The organism is Streptomyces sp. NPDC057302, assembly GCF_042667685.1.
Lineage (GTDB): Bacteria > Actinomycetota > Actinomycetes > Streptomycetales > Streptomycetaceae > Streptomyces.
This window is the reverse complement of sequence record NZ_JBHUZJ010000012.1, coordinates 140,263-158,534: the sequence shown is the minus strand read 5'-3', so window position 1 is coordinate 158,534 and position 18,272 is coordinate 140,263. Positions and strand designations below refer to the sequence as shown.

The 18,272-nt window shown below is 72.3% G+C and carries 17 protein-coding genes; 4 read left to right on the top strand and 13 right to left on the bottom strand.

Going from position 1 to position 18,272, the window contains the following annotated elements:
* Positions 1-43: 43 nt before the first annotated feature.
* Genes ACFUPX_RS12325 through ACFUPX_RS12310 form a run of 4 tightly spaced genes read right to left on the bottom strand, consistent with a single transcriptional unit; the run spans position 44 to position 4,848 of the window.
* Positions 44-1,189: an XdhC family protein gene (locus ACFUPX_RS12325; protein ID WP_383320042.1), complete on the bottom strand. Its 1,146-nt coding sequence runs from the start codon at positions 1,187-1,189 to the stop codon at positions 44-46.
* Positions 1,182-3,308: a xanthine dehydrogenase family protein molybdopterin-binding subunit gene (locus tag ACFUPX_RS12320; protein ID WP_383320040.1), complete on the bottom strand. Its 2,127-nt coding sequence runs from the start codon at positions 3,306-3,308 to the stop codon at positions 1,182-1,184. Before ACFUPX_RS12320 ends, ACFUPX_RS12325 begins: the two co-directional genes overlap by 8 nt.
* Positions 3,305-4,297, bottom strand: a complete 993-nt coding sequence (locus ACFUPX_RS12315) for an FAD binding domain-containing protein (protein WP_383320038.1) — start codon at positions 4,295-4,297, stop codon at positions 3,305-3,307. Before ACFUPX_RS12315 ends, ACFUPX_RS12320 begins: the two co-directional genes overlap by 4 nt.
* Positions 4,294-4,848 (bottom strand): (2Fe-2S)-binding protein, encoded by a 555-nt coding sequence (locus ACFUPX_RS12310; RefSeq protein WP_383320036.1) that lies wholly within the window; start codon positions 4,846-4,848, stop codon positions 4,294-4,296. The genes ACFUPX_RS12315 and ACFUPX_RS12310 overlap by 4 nt, the downstream gene beginning before the upstream one ends.
* Before the next feature lie 231 nt (positions 4,849-5,079).
* Here ACFUPX_RS12310 and ACFUPX_RS12305 point away from each other — a divergent pair, with 231 nt between their 5' ends.
* A complete protein-coding gene (locus ACFUPX_RS12305) occupies positions 5,080-5,655 on the top strand; it encodes a TetR/AcrR family transcriptional regulator (protein ID WP_383320034.1) in 576 nt (191 codons plus the stop codon).
* Here the strand turns inward: ACFUPX_RS12305 and ACFUPX_RS12300 are convergent.
* Positions 5,621-7,135, bottom strand: a complete 1,515-nt coding sequence (locus ACFUPX_RS12300) for an MFS transporter (RefSeq protein ID WP_383320032.1) — start codon at positions 7,133-7,135, stop codon at positions 5,621-5,623. The genes ACFUPX_RS12305 and ACFUPX_RS12300 overlap by 35 nt on opposite strands.
* Before the next feature lie 142 nt (positions 7,136-7,277).
* Between ACFUPX_RS12300 and ACFUPX_RS12295 the strand changes: the two genes are divergently transcribed.
* Positions 7,278-9,557, top strand: a complete 2,280-nt coding sequence (locus ACFUPX_RS12295) for an FUSC family protein (RefSeq protein ID WP_383320030.1) — start codon at positions 7,278-7,280, stop codon at positions 9,555-9,557.
* Here ACFUPX_RS12295 and ACFUPX_RS12290 read toward each other — a convergent pair whose 3' ends face one another.
* Complete coding sequence (locus ACFUPX_RS12290; RefSeq protein WP_383320028.1) at positions 9,558-10,040, bottom strand: hypothetical protein; 483 nt, start codon at positions 10,038-10,040, stop codon at positions 9,558-9,560. It abuts the gene before it with no gap.
* A gap of 132 nt (positions 10,041-10,172) precedes the next feature.
* On the bottom strand, positions 10,173-10,907 hold the full coding sequence (locus ACFUPX_RS12285; RefSeq protein ID WP_383320026.1) for a TetR/AcrR family transcriptional regulator: 735 nt from the start codon (positions 10,905-10,907) through the stop codon (positions 10,173-10,175).
* 106 nt (positions 10,908-11,013) lie between these two features.
* Here ACFUPX_RS12285 and ACFUPX_RS12280 point away from each other — a divergent pair, with 106 nt between their 5' ends.
* A complete protein-coding gene (locus tag ACFUPX_RS12280) occupies positions 11,014-12,003 on the top strand; it encodes an NAD(P)-dependent alcohol dehydrogenase (RefSeq protein WP_383320052.1) in 990 nt (329 codons plus the stop codon).
* Here ACFUPX_RS12280 and ACFUPX_RS12275 read toward each other — a convergent pair.
* The 5 genes from ACFUPX_RS12275 to ACFUPX_RS12255 all read right to left on the bottom strand — a co-directional run bounded on the left by ACFUPX_RS12275 (position 11,980) and on the right by ACFUPX_RS12255 (position 16,387).
* A complete protein-coding gene (locus ACFUPX_RS12275; protein WP_383320024.1) occupies positions 11,980-12,939 on the bottom strand; it encodes a DNA-binding protein in 960 nt (319 codons plus the stop codon). The two genes, ACFUPX_RS12280 and ACFUPX_RS12275, sit on opposite strands and share 24 nt — an antisense overlap.
* A gap of 165 nt (positions 12,940-13,104) precedes the next feature.
* A complete protein-coding gene (locus ACFUPX_RS12270) occupies positions 13,105-13,878 on the bottom strand; it encodes a hypothetical protein (RefSeq protein ID WP_383320022.1) in 774 nt (257 codons plus the stop codon).
* A 106-nt stretch (positions 13,879-13,984) separates the two neighbouring features.
* Complete coding sequence (locus ACFUPX_RS12265) at positions 13,985-14,695, bottom strand: DUF3105 domain-containing protein (RefSeq protein WP_383320020.1); 711 nt, start codon at positions 14,693-14,695, stop codon at positions 13,985-13,987.
* Positions 14,696-14,829: 134 nt separating this feature from the next.
* Positions 14,830-15,246: a hypothetical protein gene (locus ACFUPX_RS12260; protein ID WP_383320018.1), complete on the bottom strand. Its 417-nt coding sequence runs from the start codon at positions 15,244-15,246 to the stop codon at positions 14,830-14,832.
* 52 nt (positions 15,247-15,298) lie between these two features.
* Positions 15,299-16,387 (bottom strand): cation diffusion facilitator family transporter, encoded by a 1,089-nt coding sequence (locus tag ACFUPX_RS12255; protein WP_383320016.1) that lies wholly within the window; start codon positions 16,385-16,387, stop codon positions 15,299-15,301.
* Between the two features lie 78 nt (positions 16,388-16,465).
* Here ACFUPX_RS12255 and ACFUPX_RS12250 point away from each other — a divergent pair, with 78 nt between their 5' ends.
* A complete protein-coding gene (locus ACFUPX_RS12250; protein ID WP_383320014.1) occupies positions 16,466-16,810 on the top strand; it encodes an ArsR/SmtB family transcription factor in 345 nt (114 codons plus the stop codon).
* Between the two features lie 7 nt (positions 16,811-16,817).
* Here ACFUPX_RS12250 and ACFUPX_RS12245 read toward each other — a convergent pair whose 3' ends face one another.
* Positions 16,818-18,230: a PepSY-associated TM helix domain-containing protein gene (locus ACFUPX_RS12245; RefSeq protein WP_383320012.1), complete on the bottom strand. Its 1,413-nt coding sequence runs from the start codon at positions 18,228-18,230 to the stop codon at positions 16,818-16,820.
* Between the last annotated feature and the right edge of the window lie 42 nt (positions 18,231-18,272).

The following is an 18,272-nucleotide window of genomic DNA, read 5'->3' as shown; positions in this document are numbered from 1 at the left end:
GCCGTGGTGCACGAGCACCACGGCCGCCCAGCGCCCGGTCATGTCAGGCGGCCGCGTGGGAGCCGTCCGCCCCCGCGGTTTCGTGGTGGATCGACGTCCCGGAGCCGGTCAGCGGAACACCCGACCCGCCCCTGCGCGCCGCGACGATCTCGGCCGCGATGGACAGGGCGGTCTCCTCCGGCGTGCGGGCCCCGAGGTCGAGCCCGATCGGGGAGTGCAGACGGCCCAACTCCCCCTCCGTTACGCCGACTTCACGCAGGCGCCGGTTGCGGTCCTCGTGGGTGCGGCGCGAGCCCATCGCCCCGACGAACGCGACGGGAAGCCGCAGGGCCACCTCCAGCAGGGGGATGTCGAACTTGGCGTCATGGGTGAGTACGCACAAGACCGTGCGGGCGTCGGTCCCGGTGTCCCGGAGGTAGCGGTGCGGCCAGTCGACCACGATGTCGTCGGCCTCGGGGAAGCGGGTCCGCGTGGCGAAGACGGGACGGGCGTCGCACACGGTCACGTGGTAACCGAGGAACTTGCCCGTGCGCACCAGGGCCGCAGCGAAGTCGATCGCACCGAAGACGATCATGCGGGGCGGTGGCACGCTCGACTCGACGAACAGGGTCAGGGGCGCCCCGCAGCGCGAGCCGCTCTCCGAGACCTCGAACTCGCCGGTGCGGCCCGCGTCCAGCATCGCCCGGGTCTCCCCCACCACCGTCCGGTCGAGGTCCGGGTGACCGTCAAGGCCCCCTTCGTACGACCCGTCGGGGTGGACGAGCACGACCTTGCCCAGGAGTTCGGCCGGGCCCCGGGCCACGCGGGCGATCGCCGCCGCCCGCCCTCCGGCGGCGGCGATGAGCGCCGCCGCGAAGACCTGCCGGTCCGGTGCGTCCGCGCCGAGCGGCGTGACCAGGACCTCGATGACGCCGCCGCAGGTCAGGCCGACCGCGAAGGCGTCCTCGTCGCTGTATCCGAACCGCTCGCGCACGGCCGTGCCGTCCTGGAGCGCCTGGACGCACAGGTCGTACACCGCCCCTTCCACGCAGCCGCCGGAGACCGAACCGATGGCCGTGCCCTCGCTGTCCACGGCGAGGGCGGCGCCGGGCGCGCGCGGCGCGCTGCCGCCCACCGTCACCACGGTGGCGACGGCGAACTCCCGGCCCTCCTCGGCCCAGCGGTTCAGCTCATCGGCGATGTCAAGCACCCCTGGCTCCTCCCGCGTCGAGGATGCGGTCGGGCCGGATCGGCAGGTGCCGGTGGCGTACGCCGGTGGCGTGCCAGACCGCGTTGGCGATCGCCGCCGCGGCGCCCACGATGCCGATCTCGCCGATGCCCTTGATGCCGATCGGGTCGTCCGCGTCCGTGTCCTCCACCCAGTCCGCCTCGATGACCGGCACATCGGCGTTGGCGGCGAAGTGGTAGCCCGCGAAGTCGGCGCCGACGTGGCCGCCCGTCGCCTGGTCCCGGTGGGCCTCCTCGTGCAGGGCCATGGAAAGGCCCCAGATCATCCCGCCGACGAACTGGCTCCGTGCGGTCAGCGGGTTGATGATGCGGCCCGCGGCGAACATGCCGAGCATGCGCCGTACGCGCACCTCACCGGTGGTGACGTCGACGGCGACCTCGGCGAACTGCGCGCCGTACGAGTGCCGCTCCCTCTCCGGGAGGGCGCCGATGGCCGCCTTGGTGTCGGAGCGCACCGTGATCCCCTGCGGCGGAATGTCGCCGCCCAGGGCCAGTTGCTCCCGCAGCTCCCGCACGGCGGCCGTGACAGCCCAGCCCCAGGAGCGGGTGCCCATCGAGCCGCCGGAGATCGCCGCTGCGCCGAAGTCGCTGTCGCCGATGCGCACATGGACGCGATCCTGGGGCACTTCGAGGGCGTCCGCAGCGATCAGGGTCAGCGCGGTCCGCGCGCCCGTCCCGACGTCCGCCGCGGTGATCCGCACCGTGAAGGTGCCGTCGGCCTCCGCCGTGACGGCCGCCGTGGACGGCGCGACGATCACGGGGAAGGTGGCAGCGGCCGTGCCGGTGCCGAGCAGCCAGCGCCCCTCGCGCCGCAGCCCGGGACGCGGGTCACGGTCCGCCCAGCCGAACCTGCGGGCACCCTCCTGGAAGGCGGACAGGATGTTGCGGCTCGCGAACGGCAGCCCGGAGACGGGGCCCACGTCCGGTTCGTTGCGGGCGCGCAGCGCGATCGGGTCGACACCGCACCGCTCGGCGAGTTCGTCGAGCGCGGACTCCAGGGCGAAGGACCCCGGAGCCTCGCCGGGCGCGCGCACGTAGGTCGGCGTCGGCACGTCCAGGCGCACCACGCGGTTGACGCTGCGATGGGCGTCGGAGGCGTACATGGGGCGTCCGAACCCGGCGCTCGCCTCGACGAACTCGTGGACGGTCGAGGTCAGGCTGTGCGACTGGTGGTCGACGGCGCGCAGCCGTCCGTCGGCGTCGGCGCCGAGCCGCACCCGCTGGGCGGTGGGGCTGCGGTAGCCGGTGAGCGAGAACAGCTGGCGGCGGCTGAGGACGACCCTGACGGGGCGGTCGAGCAGCGTCGCCGCCATCACGGCGAGGATCTGGTGGACGCGCAGGCCCTTGGACCCGAAGGCACCGCCGACGTGTTCGGACCGCACCCGCACCGAGGCCGGGTCGAGCGAGAACAGTTTCGCCAGCTCGTCCGCGACCCAGGTGCTGCCCTGGTTGGAGTCGACGACTTCGAGGCGTCCGTTGTCCCAGCGCGCCATCGCCGCATGCGGTTCCATCGAGCCGTGGTGCTCTTCCGGCGTGGTGTACTCCGCGTCCACGACGTGTGCGGACGCGGCGAGTTCGGCCTCCAGGTCGCCCTTCTCCACCAGCATGCCGTCGCCGTCGGGCGTGTACGTGCCGGGGTGCCCGGCGGAGAACGCGACGTCGTGCGCCTCCTCCTCGTACCGCACCACCAACGCCTCGGCGGCCTCGCGCGCCTGCTCGGAGGTCTCGGCGACGACCAGCGCGACCGGCCAGCCGACGAAGGGCACCCGGTCGTGCTGGAAGACCTCGACGATGGGGTCGGGCACGCCGAGGACGCTGACGTAGTCCCCGTCGACGCGCGGCGCGTTGCCGTGGTGCAGGACGCTCAGCACGCCGGGCATCGTGCGAACGGCGTCCGACTCCACGGACAGGATCCTGCCGCGGGCGATCGTGGAAAGGACGAGCCAGCCGTGGGCGAGCTCGGCGAAGGGGATCTCCCCCGCGTACCGGGCCGCGCCGGTGACCTTGTCCCGGCCCTCCACACGCGTGAACGAAGCGCCGACGACGTTCGTCGCCGCGGTGGACGTGGTCGCCGTCGTCATCGGGCAGCCTCCTCGGTGAGCTCGGTCAGCAGGGCGACGACGAGGTTGCGCATCAGCGTCACCTTGTAGCCGTTGTCGGGCAGTGCCTGGGCGGCGGCCAGTTCGGCGTCCGCGGCGGCGGCGAAGGCCTCGGCCGTCGCCGGGCCCCCGGTCAGGGCCCGCTCGGCCTCCCGTGCGCGCCACGGCCGGGACGCCACCGCGCCGAAGGCCAGGCGCACTTCGCGTACGACGCCGTCCTGGACTTCGAGCGCGGCGGCGATCGAGCCGATCGCGAAGGCGTACGACGCGCGCTCGCGCACCTTGCGGTAGCGGGAGCGGGCCGCGACCGGGGCGGGCGGCAGGGTGACGCCGGTGATGAGCGCGCCGGAGGGCAGCGCGGTCTCCAGGTGCGGGGTACTGCCCACGGAGAGATAGAAGTCGGCGAGCGGCAACTCGCCGGTGCCCTCGGCCGTTTCGTACGAGATCACGGCGTCGAAGGCAGCGAGCGCCACCCCCATGTCGGAGGGGTGGACGGCCACGCAGTGCTCGGTGGCGCCGAGGATGGCGTGGTTGTGGTGCTCACCCCCGACAGCGGGACAACCGCTGCCGGGCTCGCGTTTGTTGCAGGGTTTGGACAGGTCGGCGAAGTAGCCGCAGCGGGTGCGCTGGAGCAGGTTCCCGCCGACGGTGGCCATGTTTCTCAGCTGGCCCGAGGCGCCGGCCAGGACGGCCTCCGCCAATGCCGGGTACCGGCGCCGCACTTCGGGGTGGGCCGCCAGGTCGCTGTTGGTGACGGTCGCGCCGATCCGCAGACCGCCGCCGTCGGTGGCCTCGATCCGGTCGAGGGGCAACTCGCGTACGTCGATGAGCAGTCCGGGCCGCTCCACGCCGCTCTTCATCAGGTCGACGAGGTTCGTGCCGCCGCCCAGGACGCGGGCGTCGGGGTCGGTGCCGAGCAGCGCGAGTGTGCCGGGGACGTCGGACGCCCGCCGATAGCCGAATTCCCTCATGCCACGGCCTCCGTACCCTTGGTCTCGGCGGCTGCCGCCTGCGCGACCGCCTGGACGATCGACACATACGCGCCGCAGCGGCACAGGTTGCCGCTCATGCGCTCCCGGATCTCGTCGGCGCTCAGTTCCGGAACGCCGGCTTCGGGCCGTACGTCGGTGGTCGCGGCGCTGGGCCAGCCCGCCGCGTGCTCCTCGATCACCGCGATGGCCGAACAGATCTGGCCGGGTGTGCAGTACCCGCACTGGTAGCCGTCGAGGTCGAGGAAGGCCTGCTGCACCGCGTGCAGCCGCTCCCCGTCCGCCACGCCTTCGATGGTGGTGATCTCGCGCCCCTCGGAAGCGACGGCGAGCTGCAGGCAGGAGACCGCCCGGCGCCCGTCGATCAGCACGGTGCAGGCACCGCACTGCCCTTGGTCGCAGCCCTTCTTGGTGCCGGTCAGATCGAGGCGCTCGCGCAGGGCGTCGAGCAGGGTCGTGCGGTGGTCGACGGGCAGCGTGTGCTTTTCGCCGTTGATGTTCAGCGTGATGGCGCTGGACGTCGATAGGGCCACGATCAGCCTTCTTTCACTTCTGTCAGCTTCTGTCACTAAGGAGCGGGAGCGTCGTGCACGGCGATCCCGAGGGGTCCGGGAGGAGATGGCACTGCGTGTGAGGGGTCGGCCCAGGGTGACTCTGCCGGTATGGTGACCCTAAGCGGACAGCTGTCCGTTAGCTTCAGAATTTAACGGACAGCTGTCCGCTTAGCAAGAGTGGTTCGGGCCGCGTTTCTCGGAGGAGGGCGAGTGCACCAGAAGAAGGACCCACAGTTGCGCTCGGACGCGCAACGGAATCGCGAGCGCATTCTGGAAGTGGCGCTGGTCGAGTTGACGCGCTCGGCGGACGCTCCGTTGAGCGCGATCGCCAAGAAGGCGTGCGTCGGGCAGGGGACGTTCTACCGCAACTTCCCCAACCGCGAGGCCCTCGTCCTGGAGGTCTACCGCTACGAGGTCCAGCAGGTCGCCGACACCGCCTGCCAGCTCCTCCAGACCCGCGCCCCCGACCAGGCCCTGCGGGAGTGGATGAGCCGCCTCGCGCAGTACGCCATGGCCAAGGCGGGCCTGGCCGACGCGATGCGCAAGGCCACCAGTACGAGCGGCACGCTGGCCGGAGTGGGTCACGGCCCCGTAAGCTCGGCCGTCGAGCTCCTCCTGAAGGCCAACGAGGAAGCCGGCACCATCCGCCCCGGCCTCACCCCCGACGACTTCCTGCTCGCCATCGCCGGCCTGTGGCAGATCGATCCGCACGGCGACTGGCAGACACGCTCCGCACGCCTCCTCGACCTGGTCATGGACGGGATGCGCGCAGGAGCACCCCGCTGATCCCTGCCGCGGCGAGCAGGATGACGAAGGCGACCGTCAGGGCCGTGGTGTAGCCGTGCACGGATGCCGCCGTGGTGGCGGCGCCCGCGGTGGACGCCGCGTACGACGCGGCGGCACTTGCCGCGACCGTGTTGAGCAGGGCCGTGCCGAGCGCCGCCCCCAACTGCTGGGAGGCGTTGTACGCCGCCGCCGCGGCTCCGACGTCGTGGGGCGCCACGCCCGCGGTGGCCAGGCTCGCGGTGGGCGGCAGGACGCAGCCGAGCCCGAGGCCGGTCAGGATCAGCGCCGGCACCAGGTACAGCGCGAAGACATCCGTGCTCTGCGAGGTCAGACGGGTCAGGAGGAACATGCCCGCCGCCGCGGCGAGCAGCCCCGGCACGATCAGGGCGGCGGGGGCGACCCGCCCGTGGAGCCTCCCGGCGACCAGTGTCGCGCCGACCAGGGCCGCCCCGGCGTTGATGATCAGCGTCAGGCCCGCCTCGACGGGCGAGTAGCCCAGGGCCGTCTGCGTGTAGTAGCTCATGAACAGGTAGAAGCCGAACATCGCGACGAACAGCAGGGTGATCGAGGCGAACGCACCGGCGCGGGCGCGCCGCACGAGCACACGCATCGGAAGCAGCGGTCGCGGTGCCCGGGCCTCGACGGCGGCGAACGCGGCGAGCAGCAGGACACCGCCCGCGAGCAGGGCGAGGACCTTCGCCGACCCCCAACCGAGCGGCTGGGCCTCGTTGAACGCGTACACGATCGCGGCGAACCCCGTGGCGCTGAGCAGGGCGCCCGCGACATCGAGGCGCCCCTCGCCCCGGACCGGCCGGTCCCGCGGCACGAACGTCGCGCCGAGCACGGCGAGCAGGGCCACGGGGACGTTGACGTAGAGGCACCAGCGCCAGCCGGCGTACTCGGTCAGGAGTCCCCCTGCGACCAGGCCGACCGCCGATCCCGCGGCGCCGACGGCGGCGAACACGCCGAAGGCCCGGCCGCGTTCGCCCGGCCCGGTGAAGGTGATCGTCAGCAAGGAGAGGCCCGCGGGCGCGAGCAACGCGGCGAACGCCCCTTGCAGGGCCCGCGCCCCGAAGAGCATCTCGGGGCTCACGGCGGCCCCGCCGAGTGCGGAGGCGGCGGCGAAGCCGGTCAGGCCGATGAGGAACGTACGCCGGTGGCCGAGCGCGCCGCTGACCCGGCCGCCGATCAGCAGCAGCCCGCCGAAGGCCAGCGCGTACGCGGTGACGGCCCACTGCCGGCTCGCGTCGGACATGCCCAGCGCGCTCTGCGCGGAGGGCAGCGCGATGTTCACGATGGTCCCGTCCAGGACCACGAGGAGCTGGGCGGCGCTCACCGCGAGGAGCGTCCACCAGCGCCGCCGGGCGGAGTCGGCGGCGGGGCCCGGCGCCGTGTCGTGGGACTGCGGGGCGTCGGCGCGTGGCCCTGCCCCGGTCGATTCGCCGTCCGCCTGAGTCATGTGGTTGTCCGCTGGATTCATGAATTCAAGTGTTTCGTTGAACTCGCCCCGGAGACTTGGGCCCACTTCAGGTCGGCGCCCTGGGCGTATCACGCTGTGAACCCTCAAGCCCCGGTTGCACCCGCCATGACAGAATCTCGCCTTGAACAGCGGCGATGAGGGTGTGAGCGCAGTGACACGGCGGACCAGGACCGGCACATGGGACCGCTTTGTGGCGTCGGATCCCGGGCTTCTGCGGTTGATGGCGGGGCTGCGGACGGTCGGCGCGATCGCGCTCACTCTCGTCGTCCTCGCGCTGCTCGGCACGGATGTCACGCACATGGTCGCGGGCGCGATGACCGCGATGGTCTCCACCTTCGCCATCAAGGAGAAGGAGGTGCGCGGCCAGGCGATCACGCTCGGTCTCGGCCTGCCCGTCGCGATGACGGCGATCTCCCTGGGTGCGCTGCTGCACGACCAGGTCGTCGCGGGTGACATCTTCTTCGTCGCGCTGATCTTCGGCGCCGTCTACAGCCGCCGGTTCGGCGACCGGGGCACGGCCCTTGGCCTGATCGGCTTTCAGGTCTACTTCGTCTCGCTGTTCGTGGGCGCCACCACGCCCGCGCTGCCCAGCCTGTACCTGGCGCTGGCGGTGGCCTTCGTGTGCAGTGCCGTCGTGCGGTTCGCCGTCGTGCCGGAGACTCCCGGGCGTGATCTGGGGCGGCTGCGCGTCGCCTTCAGGGCGCGGCTCGCGCAGCTGGTGGCCACGCAGATCGAGCTCCTGGACGCCTCGCCCGAGCAGTTGGAGAAGGTCCTCGGCGAGCTGCGGCGGGGCACCGCGCGGCTGCACGAGACCGCCCTGATGATCCAGGGCCGCCTCGCGGAGGGCACCCCCGACGCGGCCACGGCGACGCTGGTCCAACGCCGTGTGGCGGACGCGGAGATCGCCGCCGAGCGTCTTGGCGTACTGCTCCTGAACGCGCGCAGCGCCGAACGCGCGGACACCCTCACCCTGCATCTGCCGCACGCGCCCGTCCCGGCGACGGGCACGCGCATCCGCGCCGAGGACGACGCGACGCTCACCCTGCGCCGCGATCTGAACGCGCTGCACCTGCTGGTCGGCCGCCCCGTCGCCGACGACCGGGGCACGGGCCTGGCCCACGTACGCAACAGGCTGCTCGGCTACCGCGACGAGGACAATCTGCCGCGGGCCTCACTGGCCGTCCAGGACGTCTTCCGCGGCATCGGTGAGGCCGCCCGAGCCATCCTCGGTCTGCGGCTCGCGCTCGACGGTCCCCAGGACGAGTCCGACGACTCACCGGCGACCACGCGCTCCCGTGAGGAGTTCGACGCCGAGGACATCTCGATCGCCGGCGCCGAGGAGGCCGCCGAACCCGACGAGGACGACCGCACCGGCCTGCGGCGCCCCACCACCAGAGCCGCCTTCCAGGTCTCGGTGGGCTCGACCCTGGCCATCATCGGCGGCGAGTTCCTCTCCACCCAGCGCTGGTACTGGGCGGTACTCACCTGCTGGGTGGTGTTCCTCAACACCGCGTCCACGGGCGAGATCCTGGTCAAGGGCTATCGACGGCTGCTCGGCACGGTGCTCGGGGTGGTCGCCGGTGTGGCGCTCGCGGGTCTTGTCGGCAATCACACCTGGGTCGCGTTCGCGCTCGTCCTGGTCTTCATCTTCGCGATGTTCTTCACCGCTCCCCTGTCGTACGCGCTCATGTCCTTCTTCGTCACGGCGATGCTGGGCCTGCTCTACACGCTCCTGAACACCTACAGCCTCTCCGTGCTCTGGCTGCGCATCGAGGAGACGGCGCTCGGGGCCGCCTGCGGGATCATCGCGGCGGTCCTGGTGCTGCCGGTGCGTACCGACCATCGCACCGACGAGCTGTTGAACACGGTCCTGACCCGGCTCGCCGACGTCATCTCGGCGTCGGTCGAGCAGCTCAGTGGTGGTCCGGCGGCCGATCTCCTGGACAAGGCGCGGGACTTGGACACCGCGCTCGACGACCTACGGGCCTCGATCCAGCCGTTGACACACCCCATCACCCCGCTGCGGGGCCGCCGCAGGACGGCCCGCTATCTGGTGGCGCTCCTGGAGACCTGCGCCTATCACGCCCGTTCCCTGGCGGCGACGGCCGAGCTCGTGCCCTACAGCAAGAACGTCGCGGCCGATCCGCGGCTGGAGCGGGCCGGTCTGCGCATCGCCCGCAACATCGAGGTCATCGCCGCGTACGTGGACGACGACAAGGCCACCGGTGAGGTCGAGTCGGGTGCGAGCATCGCCTCGATGCTGGAGGCCGAGGGCTCCGGCGCTCCCCGCTCGGGAACGGTGACCTACCGGGTCCTGCGCCATCTGCAGCGCCTCGACGAGGGAGTGGTGGGTCTGGCCCGCCCTCTCGACGTGCCGGTCGCGGGCCGGGGCCGGTCGGCGAGCAGGGCTCCGCGGATCTGATCACCTCGCTACGGCGTTCTTGGGGGCCTGCGCCGCCGCGAGCCGGGGGTGTCCGGCGCGCAGTGCGGTGCGCCGGCCGGCGAGCGTGGGGTGGGTCAGGGCCAGGAACCAGGCGTCCGGGGCCGCGTGCAGGCCGCGGACCGCGGCGGTGTGACGGCACGCGCGCAGTCCGTCGACGCCGACGATCCAGCGGGGCCGGGCCACGACGGTGACGGAGCGCACCCAGCGCCCGGCCTCCGCCTCGGTCAGGTCGTCGATCTGCACGGCGATGAGTCTGCGCGGTGAGATGACGGCCGAGAGGGCGCGGGCGATGTCGCTGTCGTCGGCCAGCAGGGCCACCGGGTCGCCGTCGAGGTCGATCAGGCCGACCAGTTCGATGTGCGGAAGCCCGCGGTGGACGAAGGACAATCGTGCGGCCTGCGTACGGGCCAGCAGCTCACGGCACTCCTGATCGGTCAGCACACTGCGTTCGCGTAGGTCCATGTCCCGGCTCCCCAGCGGGATGCCCGCTCGGCGGGCAGGGTTCACGTCACAGGTGAGTCCATCGCCGGGGTCCGGGGCGGCGGAGCCTCCGCGGGCGAGGCGTCGACTCGCGGCCGCCGAGGGTACTTTGACTTAAGTACGGCCGGGGGCCGGGCGCAATACGCCGCGGGGCGGCTGCGGCGGAGGGCTGAATGTCGCCCCCAGGTGGTGGAAGCCCAGAGGAACCGGCTCGGGCAGGGGCTCCGGCGGAGCGGCGCGGTCGGCGCGGAAGGAGTCCAGGAGGTAGGCGACGAATCGCCGGGACGCGGCCAGTGCCGCCTCGGTGGAATCCGCCGTGATGCCGCTGTTGGCCATGAGGAGGAGCGGGAGGTCCGACGGGGCGAAATCGGCACGCAGCCGGCCCGCCTCCTTCGCGCGGCGCACCAGCTGCGCGAAACCCCGCTCGGCACACTCGCGTTCGCGCTCGAAAGCGACCGCGTCCGGGAACGCCGTCAGGAACGCCGCAGTGAATCCGCGGTCCACCACGTGCATGGCGCACACCTTCTCGATGACGGTGCGAAATCCCCGCCATGGGTCGGGGTCGGCGAGGGCGTCGTCGACGGCCGCCCCGCAGGCGGCGAGCTGGTCCTCGAAGACCTCCGTGACCAGGGAGTCCCTCGTCGGAAAACGGCGGTAGAGCGTGGCCACGCCGACGTCGGCCCGGCGGGCGATGGCGGCCATCGGCACGTCCAGGCCACGCGCGGCGAACAGATCACGGGCGGCTTCGAGGATGCGCCCGCGGTTGTGGAGCGCGTCGGCGCGCAGCCCGGCACGCGCGGCCGGTGCGAGCTCCGCCGTCGACCGCATCCGAGAGGAATCAGCAGGCATGCTTCTCACATTAGCTCAAGTGGACGCCCCTCTCCGTTTAGCGCGTTAGCGTCGCTGTCAGTGACATCCGGCAGCCACAGACAGGGATATGAGAACGATGAGTGACATGCGCGCGGCTCTGTACGACGGGTACGGCTCTCCGGAAGTCCTCTACGAAGGTGCGTTGCCCAAGCCCGTCCCCGGGCCGGGCGAGGTCTTGGTGCGCGTGCACGCCGCCAGCGTGAACGGCGGCGAGCTGATCGGCCGGGCAGGGAAGGTACGGCTGGTGACGGGGCTGGCCGGGCGTGGCTGGCCCAAGCGCACGGGGGTCGACTTCGCCGGTGAGGTGGCGGCCCTCGGCTCGCCCATGCCCGGCCTCTCGACGGGCGACCGGGTGTGGGGGGCCATGGCGCGTTCCCAGGGCTTCGGCAGCGCGGCGGAGTTCGTGGTCGTGCGCCCCCGGCAGCTGGCCCTCGCACCGGCGGGTCTTGATCTGGTGCAGGCCGCGGCCCTGCCCGGTGTCGGCACCACGGTGATCACGGCGCTGCGGGACAAGGCACGGCTCGCGGCAGGTGAGCGGCTCCTCGTGCGGGGCGGGAGCGGCGGCGTGGGCAGCGTGGCCGTGCAGCTCGGTCGGGCGTACGGCGCGCATGTCACGGCGCTCGCCGGGGCGAGGAACCTCGACTTCGTACGGGATCTCGGGGCCGATGAGGCCTTCGACTACGCGACCACGGGGGCGGCCGACCTCGGTCCCTTCGACGTCGTGCTCGACACGGTCGGCACGGATGTCGGTGCGTACCGCCGACTTCTGTCGCCGGGAGGCCGCATGGTGTCGGTCACCTTCGACTCCCGGCGCATGGCCGCGTCGCTCTCCTACATCGTCGCCTCCACGGTGTTCGGCCGACGACGCGTGCGGTTCTTCAGCGGCAACCCCGGCCATCAACTCTTCGCGGAACTGACCCGGTTGACGCAGAGCGGTGCGGTGCGGCCCGTCGTGGACACGGTGTACCCGCTGGCCGACATCGCCGGTGCGCACCGCGCGCTCGAAGCGGGCAGCATCCGCGGGAAGCTTGTGGTCGACGTCAGGGCGTCCTCACAGGACGTGGGCTCCGGCTGATGGCGTCCGGGGCGGCAGGGACTCCAGGAGGAACGCTGCCGCTTCCCGCAGCGGCGGTGGGGTGCCGGGCGCGCCGAGCAGGTGGGCCGCCGTGCCTCCGAGCGTCCGGGTCGTGCGTACGGACCCGATGCGGGCGGCGCGGGGAGCCAGCTCGGCGATGAGGTCCTGTGACTCTCTCCAGGCTCCGGCGCGGGCCAGGGACGCCAGGAGCTGGGCGGTGAACAGGTCGCGGTAGGCGGGGCCGGGCGCGGTGGCCGCCTCGTGCAGGAGGGGGATGGCCCGGTCCCACCGGCGCAGCCGGGCCTGGACCCAGCCCTGGTGGCCGACGAGCTCGGTCCGGTCGATCCACCAGGCCCAGGGCGGGTCATGGCGCGAGATGCCGTCCAGGAACCGGCTGTGGGCGCGGGCCATCAGCTCCAGGGCCTCCCGGTGGCCGCCCAGCACGGCGATCGCGTGGGCCTGGCGGATCAGGACGAGGCTGCCGACCCTGGCGGGCAGCGCTCGCCTCCCCTGCACGCGGCCCGCGGCCTCCAGAGCGGTGCGCGGCGCCCCGGTATGGGTCTTGAGCATGCTGTCGTTCAACAGGACGAAGCGGGTCGTCCAGCGGTCGCCGCACAGCTCGGCCAGGGCCAGCGCGCGTGCGTTCATCCGGTGGGCCTGGCGGTGGAGGCCCGCGTCGAAGAGGATCCAGCCGATGACTTCGCACAGTTCGGCGAGGACTGCGAGCCGGTCACTGCCCTGGGCGCGGAGGGTCCCGGGGTCGGCCGAGAGTTCCGGGATGCGTCTCATGGCCTCGCGCACGACGGGCAGCGCGGTGGTCGCGCCGGACGTGGCGTCTAGGGCCACGAGGCGCTCGATGGTGCGTACGGCCTCGGGGATCAGGGAGGCCTGAGGGATCGGAGAGATCGGGGGGATCGGTGAGATCGGCGGGATCACCTTGCCATGATCCGCCACCCGTCAACGCCTTAACGATTCCAGGCGGCAGCAGAGCCCCCGGACCGTGTCGATGGTGCAGCGACTGCCCGGTACGGAACCGATCTTCTCGGTGGTGTGCCTCAGGGGCCGTTGCTGCTACTCAAGGCGCTGTGCGCACACAGTTCTTCACCGGTACACCTCGGCGGAATGCGAGCGGCCGACATCGCGGACGACCTCAAGGCCGAGCACGCGATCGAGGTACGCGAACGTCTCGAACTTGGCGCCGCCCGGTACGTCTACGGCCGCCTCCAGCTTGCCCAGAAGCCGCAGCACCGCCGGGGTGTCCAGACCGTTCTCCAGGGCGGATCGGGCCCTGTCCACGAGGTCGGCCGGCATCGCCTTGGACGGCTCCTCGGCCCATGTGGCCACGGCTTTACGCCAGTTGGCCAGCTTCTCGTCGGCCGCGTCCAGGGCTTGCGCGGTGACATCGACGGCTTCGTGGTGCGGGTGACCCAGCAGGAGCAGCCGCAGGGCGAGCGCGTCCCGGCCCGCGTCCCGCTCCGTCTCCGGCTCCCGGCGCGACTCGCTTTCCGCGTCCTGGTCCGCGCCTTGGTCCGCGCCCGCGGTGGCTTCGCCGATGTGCAGGGAGAGACCGCCCACGGCTTCGTACGTACGGCTGGTGAGGTGCACCGCCGGCGGGCCGCCGAGGGCTTCGGCGAGCTCGTCGGGGGTGCCGTGGGCGTCGGCCGGGCGGATATTGACGGCGTCGGCCGACGCCGCCGGTGGGCAGGTCCACCCGATGAGTACGGTCCGGCCGCGCAGTTCGGCGACGCGGGCCAGGACGTCCGCGGCGAGCAGCACGCGCAGACCGGTCAGGTCCCCGGGGTCATCGGCCGACGGCGCGTGGGCGCACATCCGCAGCGGTCCGAACCCGGCCAGATCATCAAGGATGCTCAGCACACCACAGAGACTATGCGTACCGCTCCTCGATGGCACCCGACAGGCACGGGCGGACGGACGGGCAGCGGCTCACCGCCCGCCCGCCGCCTTCCCCGAGTTCGCTACCTCACGCCGGTCCGACCCCGCCCGTGCAGGCCGCGCCTGGCTCCGGAGTCTGCTCGCCCTGGACGTACTTGCCCAGGAACTGCTCGACCCTGGGGTCGGATGCCTTGTCCACGGTGAGCTGGCGACCCCACGCGGTGAGGGTGAGTGCGCCCTTCTGCTCCTTGACCGGGCTCATCAACGTGTAGGGGGTCGTCCTGACCTTCTGGCTCAACGTCTTTATGTCGCCGTTGGCCGCCTTGTCGTTGTACGTGATCCAGACGGCGCCGTGCTCCAGCGAGTGGACGGCGTTCTCCTCGCCCAACGGCTTGTCGTAGACATCGCCTTGGCAGTTGGCCCATGCCTGGCTGTGGTCGCCGCCCGCTGCCGGGGTCATCGGGTAGTCGACCTTCTTCGTGACGTGGTTGCGCCCGAGCTTCTTCGCGTCCCAGGACTTCTCGCCCTTCACCGGGGCCTGTGCGACGGCCTTTTCCTTGTCCTTCTTCTCCGACGCGTCGAGCAGGAGGTACGAGCCGAATCCGGCGACCCCGGCCAGCACGGCCACGCCCGCCGTGATGGCGATGACGCGATTGCGGCGGTCGCGCGCCTGCTCGGCGCGGCGCAGCTCCTGAATGTGGGCCTTGCGTGCGGCGGTCGTCGCGGCCTTCTTGCCTGTCTTGGCGGTGCTCGTCTTGGCGGTGCTCGTCTTGGAGTTGCCTGTTCTGGAAGTGCCCATGTCCGGGGATGTCCTTGTCCCCGCCGTGCCCGGGGCGCGGCGGTGGTGATGGTGGGTGAAGGTGGGCGGCGCGAGCGCGCGACCGTGAGACCGTCCGGAACGGGACGGGACGGGTCGGTGCGCGGGGGTGCGGCCTAGGTCCTCTGCACCTGAAGGACGTGGAGATCCGGGGCGTTCCGGTGAATGGGCGCCCGCGGTACGGGATGTGAGGTGGCGGGGGCGGCGGGCAGTCCCGCCGCCTCCAGCGTCGTCGGCACCGAGGGCTCGGGGGCCGGAAGCGCGGTCGCGGCGGCGTGCGTGGCGGAGGCGCACCGGTCGCCGGGCGGGCAGCTGTGGCCGAGCGCGGCTTCTTCCGTCTCTGTTGTTGCCTCCGTGGCACCCTCGGCGGAGACCGAGACCAGGCCACGAGCGGGGGTCTCGTCGTCATGAGCCGCATGGCCGAAGCACACGCACAGGACGGCCAGCAGGGTGGCCAGGCTGACCCCGAGCGCGGCGCAACGCGCGGCCGTGCGCCGCTCTCCGTGCGCCGTGTCCCGCGGCCCTGACCTCATGGCCGCAGATAGTAGCCGCCGCCGGTCCGGTGCCGCGCCCCCGCCTTCCCGCTCACACCCCGTGGTGCGCGAGGACCAGGTGCGGGTCCTGGGTGCCGGGCACGGCCGCCGGGTCGGCGTGCACCAGCGCCGCGGTCAGCTTGGGCACCGCGTGCAGCAGGGCGTGCTCCGCGTCCACCGCGACCTCGTGCGCCTCCCGCACGGTCAACTCTCCGTCCACCACGACCGCCACCTCCGCGCGCAGCCGGTGGCCGATCCAGCGAAGGCGCAGCTCGCCGACACCGCGTACGCCCGGTACCGCGAGGAGCGTTTCCTCCGCCGCGTCCACCAGTGCGGGGTCGACGGCGTCCATCACCCTGCGGAACACCTCGCGCGCCGCGTCCCGCAGGACCAGCAGGATGGCCGCGGTGATCAGCAGGCCCACGATCGGGTCGGCGAGCCGCCAGCCCAGGGCGGCGCCGCCCGCGCTCAACAGGACGGCGAGAGAGGTGAATCCGTCCGTGCGGGCATGCAGGCCGTCGGCCACCAGGGCGGCCGAGCCGATCTCGCGGCCGACGCGGATGCGGTAGCGGGCGACCCATTCGTTGCCGATGAAACCGATGACCGCGGCGGCGGCCACCACCCAGACGTGTTCCAGGGCGCGGGGGTTGAGCAGCCGGTCGACCGCGGCCCAGGCGGCGAAAGCCGCGGATCCGGCGATCGTCAGGAGGATGACGATGCCCGCGAGGTCCTCGGCGCGGCCGTAGCCGTAGGTGAAGCGGCGCGTGGCGGCCCGCCGGCCCAGGACGAAGGCGATGCCCAGGGGGATCGCGGTCAGCGCGTCCGCCGCGTTGTGCACGGTGTCGCCGAGGAGAGCGACGGAACCGGTGAGCACCACGATCACCGCCTGGGCCGCGGCCGTCACGCCCAGGACGGCCAGTGAGATCCACAGCGCGCGCATGCCGCGGGCGGACGATTCCAGCGCGGGGTCGACCTTGTCCGCGGCCTCGTGCGAGTGCGGCTTCAGCAGGTGCCCGGCCTTGTGCCGCCACCGGGCCGACCACCCCGCGCCACCGGACCCGTGGCCATGTCCGGGCTCGTGGTGCTCGTGGTGCTCGTGGTGCTCGTGCGGAGGGTGCGGGTGTCCGTGCTGTTCACTCACGAGTACGGCCTTCCGACGCGGGACGGAGAGTGGACACCGCGAGGCGCCCGCGCCCATTATGTGCGTATGAGCGCACGCATGCACCTATCACCTGCGCACGATGCGCACCCGCAAGATCCGGGCACCGAGCACTTCGCCCATGCGGCCGAGGTCCTCGGCCTCCTCGCCGACCGCACCCGGCTGGCCCTGCTGCACACCCTCGGCACCGGCGAGGCGGACGTCACCACCCTCACCGCCGCCTGCGGCGCGGCTCGACCGGCGGTCAGCCAGCACCTGGCCAAACTGCGCCTGGCCGGGCTCGTGTCCGTACGCAAGGAGGGGCGAAGGATGATCTACGGCCCGCCCGACGGGCACCTGCGCCGGGTGGTCGACGAGGTCCTGAACCTCGCCGACCACCACCGCGGCGCGGCCACCCACGACTGAGCGGGCCTCAGGCGTAGCTGCGCCTGCCGCGCCGGTAGGCGATCTCCCCCAGCACGACGTCCGCGGCGAGGAAAGCCGCCAACGGGATTCCCAGCAGCGGCACGAAGTAGCCGAGCACGGCGATCGCCGCCATCAACGGGACCAGGACGTAGGCCGGTACGTTCTGCCACGCCCCGCGCGGCAGCGGGCGTCCGAAGGAACTGCCGCGTCCGCGCTGCCACCACATGCGGTATCCCCACACGATCATCAGGATCAGGCCGAGGGCGAGAACGGCCAGGGCGATCTGGTTGACGATCCCGAACAGCGTGCCGGTGTGCGCGTCGATGCCCCAGCGGGTCAGCTTGGCGAGCACGGGGTAGTCGGCGAACCGCAGTACTTCGGTGACCTCGCCCGTGGCCGGGTCGACGGCGACGGAGTCCTGCTTCTCGGGCCAGCTGCGCTGTATCTGCCGGACGACGTAGGCGGACGACGCGTCGGCGGGCGGCACGACCTCGACCGGGTTGGAGAGCCCCTCCGCGCGGGCCGCCTTCAGAACGGCGTCGAGCCCCGCGCCGTCGCCACCGGCGGCCCCGGACGCACCCGATCCACCGTGCCCCGCGTGTTCCCCGCCGCCTCCGACGGTCGCCGTCAGCGCCGGTGTCGTCTGCCCGATGGCCTCGCGCAGATCGCCGACGCTCTCTCCCGCGTACGTCGACCAGGTCAGACCCGTCGCCGACAGGAAGATCAGCCCTCCGGCGGCCCACACGCCCACCGAGCCGTGCAGCGAGAGGGTGCGACGGCGGCCGGTGGCGCCGCGCAGCTTGCGCCGGGACCTTCGCCGTGCGAACCACAGCACCAGACCGCCGCCCGCGATCACCCACAGCCAGCTGGCGGCGAGTTCGCTGTAGAGCCGCCCGCTCTCCCCCAGGTGCAGATCGCGGTGGAGCTCGTCGATCCAGGTGCGCAGCGGCAGTGCGCCGGTGGAGCCGTACTGCTCCAGGGCGCCGCGCACTTCGCCGTTGTACGGGTTCACGAACACGGCGAGGGTGTGGTCGGCGTCCACGCCCGGCGTTCCGGACAGCAGTACGCGGGTGGTCGCGCCTTCCTCCGGCGAGGGCCGCACCGCGCTGACCGTGCCCTGGGGGTGTGCCTTGCGGGCGGCGGACACCTGTTTCGAGAGCGGCAGTTCGGTCTTGTTCTCGCCTACGGGGACACGCAGTTCGTGGGAGTACATGATCTTCTCGGCCTGGTACGAGCAGGCGTACAGAAGTCCCGTGGTGGCGGCGACGAGCAGGAAGGGCGCGATGAGCACCCCGGCGTAGAAGTGCAGGCGCAGCACGAGCGGACGCAGCGACGCCCATCCGGACCGTCCTGCGGAGGGCGGCGCCCCCTGGGTCTCCTGCCCGTCGTCCGGGGCGAGGAGTGTGGGTTCGGCGGACATGAGCTGCTCTCCTGGAGGAAGGGATGGCGCGAAACAGCCGTA

Coding starts and splice junctions, on each gene's coding strand:
- ACFUPX_RS12320 (WP_383320040.1), bottom strand. CDS start 3,308: ATGACGACGGCGACCACGTCCACCGCGGCGACGAACGTCGTCGGCGCT.
- ACFUPX_RS12285 (WP_383320026.1), bottom strand. CDS start 10,907: ATGCCTGCTGATTCCTCTCGGATGCGGTCGACGGCGGAGCTCGCACCG.
- ACFUPX_RS12280 (WP_383320052.1), top strand. CDS start 11,014: ATGCGCGCGGCTCTGTACGACGGGTACGGCTCTCCGGAAGTCCTCTAC.
- ACFUPX_RS12250 (WP_383320014.1), top strand. CDS start 16,466: ATGCACCTATCACCTGCGCACGATGCGCACCCGCAAGATCCGGGCACC.
- ACFUPX_RS12245 (WP_383320012.1), bottom strand. CDS start 18,230: ATGTCCGCCGAACCCACACTCCTCGCCCCGGACGACGGGCAGGAGACC.
- ACFUPX_RS12265 (WP_383320020.1), bottom strand. CDS start 14,695: ATGGGCACTTCCAGAACAGGCAACTCCAAGACGAGCACCGCCAAGACG.
- ACFUPX_RS12315 (WP_383320038.1), bottom strand. CDS start 4,297: ATGAGGGAATTCGGCTATCGGCGGGCGTCCGACGTCCCCGGCACACTC.
- ACFUPX_RS12260 (WP_383320018.1), bottom strand. CDS start 15,246: ATGAGGTCAGGGCCGCGGGACACGGCGCACGGAGAGCGGCGCACGGCC.
- ACFUPX_RS12290 (WP_383320028.1), bottom strand. CDS start 10,040: ATGGACCTACGCGAACGCAGTGTGCTGACCGATCAGGAGTGCCGTGAG.
- ACFUPX_RS12300 (WP_383320032.1), bottom strand. CDS start 7,135: ATGAATCCAGCGGACAACCACATGACTCAGGCGGACGGCGAATCGACC.